This is a genomic window from Parasphingorhabdus sp., assembly GCF_036964675.1.
GTDB lineage: Bacteria > Pseudomonadota > Alphaproteobacteria > Sphingomonadales > Sphingomonadaceae > Parasphingorhabdus.
In genome coordinates, this window is sequence record NZ_JBALTF010000036.1 from 19,916 (window position 1) to 27,253 (window position 7,338).

9 protein-coding genes are annotated in these 7,338 nt (G+C 58.8%); 7 read left to right on the forward strand and 2 right to left on the reverse strand.

Translation table 11 applies throughout. The features are described from left to right. Positions 1-14: 14 nt before the first annotated feature. Both fumC and V7665_RS08060 read right to left on the reverse strand, forming a co-directional pair. Positions 15-1,409: a class II fumarate hydratase gene (gene fumC / locus V7665_RS08055; protein ID WP_335664020.1), complete on the reverse strand. Its 1,395-nt coding sequence runs from the start codon at positions 1,407-1,409 to the stop codon at positions 15-17. Beyond that, on the reverse strand, positions 1,406-1,891 hold the full coding sequence (locus tag V7665_RS08060) for an SspB family protein (RefSeq protein WP_335664021.1): 486 nt from the start codon (positions 1,889-1,891) through the stop codon (positions 1,406-1,408). Before V7665_RS08060 ends, fumC begins: the two co-directional genes overlap by 4 nt. A 114-nt stretch (positions 1,892-2,005) precedes the next feature. Between V7665_RS08060 and hisB the strand changes: the two genes are divergently transcribed. The 7 genes from hisB to V7665_RS08095 all read left to right on the forward strand — a co-directional run. Continuing rightward, the gene (hisB, locus tag V7665_RS08065) at positions 2,006-2,599 is read left to right on the forward strand and encodes an imidazoleglycerol-phosphate dehydratase HisB (protein WP_335664022.1); all 594 of its coding nucleotides are present in this window, start codon (positions 2,006-2,008) and stop codon (positions 2,597-2,599) included. After that, positions 2,592-3,212 carry an imidazole glycerol phosphate synthase subunit HisH gene (hisH, locus tag V7665_RS08070; protein ID WP_335664023.1) on the forward strand — a complete coding sequence of 207 codons (621 nt, stop codon included), beginning with the start codon at positions 2,592-2,594 and terminating at the stop codon, positions 3,210-3,212. The genes hisB and hisH overlap by 8 nt, the downstream gene beginning before the upstream one ends. 115 nt (positions 3,213-3,327) lie before the next feature. Then, positions 3,328-4,056, forward strand: a complete 729-nt coding sequence (gene hisA, locus V7665_RS08075) for a 1-(5-phosphoribosyl)-5-[(5-phosphoribosylamino)methylideneamino]imidazole-4-carboxamide isomerase (RefSeq protein WP_335664024.1) — start codon at positions 3,328-3,330, stop codon at positions 4,054-4,056. Between the two features lie 105 nt (positions 4,057-4,161). Beyond that, on the forward strand, positions 4,162-4,923 hold the full coding sequence (gene hisF, locus V7665_RS08080; RefSeq protein WP_335664025.1) for an imidazole glycerol phosphate synthase subunit HisF: 762 nt from the start codon (positions 4,162-4,164) through the stop codon (positions 4,921-4,923). A 623-nt stretch (positions 4,924-5,546) separates the two neighbouring features. Beyond that, positions 5,547-5,867: a phosphoribosyl-ATP diphosphatase gene (locus V7665_RS08085; protein ID WP_335664026.1), complete on the forward strand. Its 321-nt coding sequence runs from the start codon at positions 5,547-5,549 to the stop codon at positions 5,865-5,867. After that, positions 5,867-6,247, forward strand: coding sequence for a histidine triad nucleotide-binding protein (locus V7665_RS08090; RefSeq protein ID WP_335664027.1), 381 nt, complete (start codon positions 5,867-5,869; stop codon positions 6,245-6,247). Before V7665_RS08085 ends, V7665_RS08090 begins: the two co-directional genes overlap by 1 nt. Positions 6,248-6,299: 52 nt before the next feature. After that, a partial coding sequence (locus tag V7665_RS08095; protein ID WP_335664028.1) for a sodium-dependent transporter occupies positions 6,300-7,338 on the forward strand: 1,039 nt, incomplete at its 3' end.

Here is a 7,338-nt window from a genome sequence, read left to right on the forward strand (position 1 = left end):
TTTTTGTTCCCGGATCAGCCATGTTTGCCGACCATATTCTCAGGTCTAACATGGGTATCGTAGGTTTCTGCGTCAACCAGCCCCAGTTCCAGCGCGGATGCGCGCAGGGTCTGGCCGGTTTTGTGGGCATATTTGGCAATCGCTGCGGCTTTGTCATAGCCGATCACTGGGGCAAGCGCAGTCACCAGCATCAGGCTGTTATCGACCAGTTCCTTGATCCGCGCTTCATTAGCCTCCAGACCTTCCACGCAACGTTCGGAAAAGCTCGACATGCCGATCGAGATGATCTCGATCGAGCGCAGCACATTGGCGCCGATCAGCGGCTTGAACACATTGAGTTCCAGATGGCCTTGGAGCCCGCCGACGGTCACCGCCTGATGGTTGCCGATGACTTGCGCAGCAACCATGGTCAGCATCTCGCACTGGGTCGGATTGACCTTGCCCGGCATGATCGAACTGCCCGGTTCATTGGCGGGCAGATCGAGCTCGCCGAGGCCGGAACGCGGTCCGGAGCCGAGCAGGCGGATATCATTGGCGATCTTGGTCAGCGACACCGCCAGCGTGTTGAGCGCGCCGGACAGTTCTACCATCGTGTCATGCGCGGCCAGTTCGGCGAATTTGTTCGGGGCGGAGGTGAATTTCAGGCCGGTGATCTTGGAGATTTCCTTGGCGATATTCTCACCGAAATTTTCCGGTGCATTTAGGCCGGTTCCGACGGCGGTGCCGCCTTGTGCCAGTTGCAGCAGCCGGGGCAGGACGGTCTCGACCCGGTCGCGCGCCGCCACCAGTTGCGCGGCATAGCCGGAAAATTCCTGTCCGAGGGTCAGCGGCGTGGCATCCTGCAAATGGGTGCGGCCTATCTTGACGATAGACTTCCACTGCTGGGCCTTTTCCGCCAGCGCATCGTGCAATTGTTCCAGAGCCGGAAACAGCTCGACTTCCAGCGCCCGTGCCGCCGCGACATGCATTGCGGTGGGGAAGCTGTCGTTGGACGATTGCCCGCGATTGACATGGTCGTTCGGATGGACCGGATATTTGCCGCCGCGAGTGCCATATATCGCCTCGTTGGCGACGCCGGCGATCACTTCATTGACGTTCATGTTCGACTGGGTGCCCGACCCGGTCTGCCAGATCGTGAGGGGAAACTGATTGTCATATTCGCCGGTGCGCACGGCATTGGCGGCTTTTTCGATGGCCGCTGCAATTTCCGGTTCCAGGCCATGGATGCCGTTGACCCGCGCCGCTGCCTGTTTGACGGCGGCCAGCGCGTGGATCAGCCGGATCGGCATGCGTTCCTGACGCGGAAAGGGGAAATTCTCGATACTGCGTTGTGTCTGGGCGCCCCAATAGGCATCGGCCGGCACTTCTATTTCGCCAAGGGAGTCGGTTTCGGTGCGGGTCCCGCTCACTTTTTCTTGCCGAAGTCCACCGTTACCACGTTGGAGCCGTCATCAACCGGTTCGACCGCTTCCGTCTCGCCATCATTTTCCGCCGGGTCGTGGCCGTTTATTTCGCCTTCGACCTCGTCGACCTGGAATTGCAGCGCAAAGTCCACCGCCGGATCGACAAAGGAGGTGATCGCCGCGAACGGGATATGCAGCATCGAGCTGATCTGGTTGAAGCTAAGGCCCACTTCGAACCGGTCTTTATCAACCTTCAGGTCCCAATAGCGATTCTGGATGACAATCGTCATCTCGTCCGGAAATCTTGCGATCAGATGATCGGGGATATCGACGCCGGGCGCGCGGGTCTTGAAAGTGATGTAGAAATGATGTTCGCCGGGCAGGCCGCCCTTGACGACTTCTCCCAGCACCCGGCCGACAACCGCGCGCAGGGCCTCCTGCACGATTTCGTCGTAAGGAATCAGGCTATCGGGGGCATCATCACTCATTTGCACTAGGTGGCGTGAAGCGGGCATCGGGTCAAGGGCGTAAAATGAATTTCGCATTGACCAAAGGCCGCGAAATTCTTGCCTGATTTGTTCAAGCCATTATAGGCCTGTTGCATGAGAACAGCGATAATCGAACGAAATACCAAGGAAACCGAGATTTTTGTCGAGTTGAACCTCGACGGAACCGGTCAATATGACGTGTCTACCGGCATCGGTTTTCTCGATCATATGATCGAACAATTTTCGCGTCACTCGCTGATTGATCTGAAATTGCGGATCAAGGGCGATCTTCACGTCGACCAGCATCATACCACCGAAGACAGCGCCATTGCGCTGGGTCAGGCGATCAACCAGGCGCTCGGCGACAAGGCCGGCATCGTGCGTTATGGCAGTGCCTATTCGCCGATGGATGAGACATTGAGCCGCGTCGCACTCGATATTTCCGGCCGGCCCTATTTTGTCTGGAATGCAGGATTCACGCAGGAACGGCTCGGCGAGATGGATACCGAATTGTTCAAACACTGGTTCCACAGCGTCGCCGATGCCGCCGGAATCACCCTGCATATCGAATTGCTCTATGGTGAAAATAATCACCATGTCGCGGAAAGCATCTTCAAGGGTTTCGCCCGGGCGATGCGCCAGGCGGTAGAGCGCGACCCGCGAAAGGGCGATGCGATTCCCTCGACCAAGGGGCAATTGGGTGGCTGAGACAATTGCGCTGATCGACTTTGGCGCCGGTAATCTGCACAGTGTCCACAACGCATTGATGGCCGCAGGAGCCGGCGATGTGGCGGTAACCGCCGACCCGGAAATGGTGGCGCGGGCGGATCGCATCATATTGCCCGGCGTTGGTGCCTTTGGTGCCTGCCGCGATGCGTTATTTGCGATCGACGGTATGATCGATGCGTTGGAACAGCGAGTCCGGAAGGATGGCGTGCCGTTTCTCGGCATTTGTGTCGGGATGCAGATGCTGGCTAACAAGGGTATTGAATTTGGCGCGCATGACGGCCTCGGCTGGATCGACGGCACGGTAAAGGCGATCGAACCGGCCTCTGCGGCGATAAAGATCCCGCATATGGGCTGGAATGACGTGACCCCGACCGAGGGGCATGATCTGCTCGCGCCCGGCGAGGCTTATTATCTGCACGGCTATCATTTTGACGCTGCGAACGAAGCGGACATATTGGCCAAGACGAGTCACGGCGTGCCGCTGGTATCGGCGGTTGGCCGCGACAATATTGTCGGCGTGCAATTTCATCCCGAGAAAAGCCAGGCCTATGGACTGGCCTTTCTGGGCCGTTTTCTGGAGTGGAAACCATGACCATGCTGAATAGCGTTCGTACTGAGCTTGTGGAGCCGCAGGCCACCGCAGGTGAACGACATTTCTCGTTCGATAGGCGTGGTTCGACAAGCTCACCACTAACGGATTTTTTGAAATGATCGTATTTCCTGCCATTGACCTCAAATCGGGTCAGGTCGTGCGCCTTGCCGAAGGCGATATGGACCGCGCAACTATATACGGCGACAATCCGGCGGAGCAGGCTGGCCTGTTCGCCGCTGCCGGTGCCGAGCATATCCATGTCGTCGATCTGGATGGTGCCTTTGCCGGATCGCCGCAAAATGCGGAAGCGGTAGAGGCGATCATCGCCAGCTTTCCCGGCTATGTGCAGCTGGGTGGCGGCATCCGCAATCGCGAGACGGTTGAACGCTGGTTTGAACTTGGCGTGGCCCGGCTCGTTATCGGCACGGCGGCGCTCAAGGATCCGGATTTCGTCAAGGATATGGCAAAGGAATATGAAGGCGGCATTGTTGTCGCGGTCGATGCGCGGGACGGCATGGTTGCGACCGAAGGCTGGGCCGATGTGTCGGACGTCAGCGTCCGTGATCTTGCCCGCCGCTTTGAAGATGCCGGTGTCGCCTCGATCCTGTTCACCGATGTCGGCCGCGACGGCATGCTGACCGGCTGCAATGTCGAAGCCACGGTCGATCTGGCGCGCGGCGTCGATATTCCGGTGATCGCCAGCGGCGGGGTCAAGGGGCTGGATGATATCCATATGCTCAGCCTCTATGCCAAGGATGGCGTCGAAGGCGTGATCACCGGCCGGGCGCTTTATGATGGCCGGCTTGATCTGGCGACCGCGATTGCGATGGCCAATCGTGGTTGAGCCGCTATCGGTGTTGTCGTCCCAGCGAAGGCTGGGACCCAAAGCAAATTTGTGCTTCTCAGAAACATTGGGTTGGACCCCATCCTTCGCAGGGGTGACGGCGTCATGACCGTCCGTATCCGCGTCATACCCTGTCTTGATGTCGCCAATGGCCGGGTGGTCAAGGGCGTCAATTTTGTAGATCTGCAGGACGCCGGTGATCCGGTCGAACAGGCGCAAGCCTATGATGCCGCAGGTGCCGACGAGCTCTGCTTTCTCGACATAACCGCATCCCATGAAAATCGCGATACGATCATCGATGTCGTCCGGCGCACCGCCGAAGTCTGCTTCATGCCGGTGACCGTCGGCGGCGGCGTGCGCACCGCCGATGATGCGCGGGCGCTGCTGATGGCCGGGGCGGACAAGGTCGCGGTGAACAGCGCGGCGGTGTCGCGGCCCGAAGTGATCAGCGACATCGCCACCCGCTTCGGCAGCCAGTGCATGGTTGCCTCGATCGACGCGCGTCGCGTGGCTGACGGGCGCTGGGAAATTTTCACCCATGGTGGTCGCACCCCCACCGGCATTGATGCCCTGGAACATGCCCTGCGCATGGCCGATCTGGGGGCAGGGGAGCTGCTGGTGACCTCGATGGACCGCGACGGCACCCGCGACGGCTATGATCTGGAGCTGGTTCGGACGATCGCCGATGCGGTCTCGATACCGGTCGTGGCGAGTGGCGGAGTCGGCAATCTTGATCATCTGGTCGAAGGGGTGACAAAAGGCCATGCCAATGCGGTGCTCGCTGCCTCGATATTCCACTTTGGCGAGCATAGCATCGCCGACGCCCACGCCGCGCTGCGCGCTGCGGGGCTTCCGGCCCGGGCCTGATCCCGGCCGCAACTGCAAGAATTCTCGGAATCCAGCCTCCGCTGCCGATGGTTAATGTCGGTTTACCTTACATCTTCCAGATTTCTGAAATGCGGTTAACTATTCTGTCCGTTTGAAACGGTGCATTTCCTCGATCTGGCAGGAATTTTGCTTAACTATATCGAAATGCTCGTTGAGCATGGCAATGGAGACTAACGGTGAAACGCGTGCAATGTGCAATTCTGGCCGCCGCTGCAGCGATGGCGATCGCTGCAGGCGTTCCCGCTGACGCGGCCCAGAATTCGAATAATCATGGGGCCGTCAAGGGTTGAGCCACTCCGGAGCGGGCAGCTCGAGCTGGGCGTCTCGCAGCACGCCCGCGACGCCGAAAGCATCCACCGGCCGATCTAGCCCTGCGGGCGGATCGTCCAGCGATAGAAGGCGGGTTCCCGAACCGTCCAACCTGTTGATGCTCGGGCTGGGCGTGGTCGGTCTGATTATTGGCCGCATGACAGCCAGGCGTCGCAAGAAAACCTGAATTTCGCGATTCCAGCGCGGGATCTGGCGGCCCTTTTTAATGGGTTGGCCAAACTTGTGCCGCTAGGGCTTGACGAACAGGCGATCCGTCGCTCAAACCGCCAGCAATGACCAATATTCTCAAATCTCTCGAGCACACGATTTTGGCGCGACGCGAAGCGGAGCCTGAAACAAGCTATGTCGCCAGCCTGCGCGCCAAGGGCCGCGCCAAAATGGCCGAAAAACTGGGCGAAGAGGCGATCGAAGCGGTGATCGCTGCGGTCCAGGACGACAAGGCGGCAATGACCGGAGAGGCCGCCGACCTGCTGTTTCATCTGATGGTGCTGCTCGCCGACATGGATATGTCGCTGGATGACGTGATCGCCGAACTGGCCCGCCGCGAGGGCCTGTCCGGACTAGAGGAAAAAGCGGCAAGAGGAGCAAGCTGATGGCGATCGATCCGACCCAGCCTTATGATGACGATAATATTTTCGCGAAAATCCTGCGCGGCGAAATTCCGAACAAGACGGTCTATGAGGACGAGTGGGTGCTCGCCTTTCACGACATCAATCCGCAGGCCCCTGACCATATTTTGGTGATTCCGAAGGGCCGCTATGTCAGTTGGGATGATTTCTCGGCATCGGCGAGTGACGCTGAAATCGCCGGATTTGTCCGCGCCGTCGGTCATGTCGCACGCGAAGCCGGGATGGTCGAGCCCGGTTATCGGCTGCTCGCCAATGTGGGCAAGCATGGCCATCAGGAAGTGGCCCATCTGCACGTCCATATTTTTGCCGGAAAACCGCTTGGCCCGATGTTGATGCGCAGCTAGTAACAGGTGTAACAAAGCCGCAACCGGCTCGAGATAACGGGGAGAATGATATATGGCAGGCGCAGTAGCACCGGGTGGTGAGGGTTGGTCCTCGCGAACCGCATTTATTTTGGCAGCGGTTGGCGCCGCAGTCGGTCTCGGCAATATCTGGCGTTTTCCAACGCTTGCCGGTGAAAATGGCGGCGGTGCATTTGTCCTTGTCTATATTGGCTGCATTCTTCTGATCGGCATGCCGATGGTGTTGTCCGAGATCGTGATCGGCCGCCACGGTCGCAGCGATGCCTATCACAGCGTGGTCAAGGTTGCCGAAGATTCCAATGTCAGCAGAAATTGGGGCATATTCGGCGGGATCGGCATTCTCAACGCCTTTCTGATTCTGACATTTTACAGCGTCGTGGCTGGCTGGGTGCTTTATTATGTCGGCGTGATGGGCGGCGATTTTCTCGGCGCTCTCTTCTCCGGCAATCCGTTTGCCGGCGCGCTGGCTTCGGAAAGCCCGGAAACCATTCCCGGCCGTATGACAGACCTGTTTGGCAATGTTCCGATGCTGCTCGGCATGCACACATTGTTCATGGCGATAACCATCTGGATCGTTGCGCGCGGCGTGACCGATGGCATTGAGAAAGCGGCAACCTATTTGATGCCGACATTCTTCGTGCTGCTGGTGCTGATCACGCTCTACGGCGCTTTCACCGGTGAATTTGCCAAGGCGGTTGCTTTTCTGTTCACCCCGGATTTCAGCAAGCTGACGCCGGCGGTGATGAACGATGCTCTGGGACAGGCGCTGTTCTCGATGAGCGTCGCGTCCGCCGCGCTGATCACCTATGGCGGCTATGTGTCGAAGGATACCAGGCTCGCGCCAACCGCCGGGATGATCGCCTTTGCCGATACCGGGGTTGCCCTGCTCGCCGGTCTGATGATTTTCCCGATTGTCTTTGCTGTCGGTCTGGATGCCGCCGCTGGTCCGACTCTGGTGTTCCAGTCTCTGCCGATTGCTTTTCACACCATGCCCGCTGGATCGCTGGTCGGATTGCTGTTTTTCATTCTGGTGTTCTTTGCCGCCTTAACCAGTTCGATATCGCTGCTCGAAG

Coding starts and splice junctions, on each gene's coding strand:
- hisB (WP_335664022.1), top strand. CDS start 2,006: ATGAGAACAGCGATAATCGAACGAAATACCAAGGAAACCGAGATTTTT.
- V7665_RS08085 (WP_335664026.1), top strand. CDS start 5,547: ATGACCAATATTCTCAAATCTCTCGAGCACACGATTTTGGCGCGACGC.
- V7665_RS08060 (WP_335664021.1), bottom strand. CDS start 1,891: ATGAGTGATGATGCCCCCGATAGCCTGATTCCTTACGACGAAATCGTG.
- hisF (WP_335664025.1), top strand. CDS start 4,162: ATGACCGTCCGTATCCGCGTCATACCCTGTCTTGATGTCGCCAATGGC.
- hisA (WP_335664024.1), top strand. CDS start 3,328: ATGATCGTATTTCCTGCCATTGACCTCAAATCGGGTCAGGTCGTGCGC.
- V7665_RS08090 (WP_335664027.1), top strand. CDS start 5,867: ATGGCGATCGATCCGACCCAGCCTTATGATGACGATAATATTTTCGCG.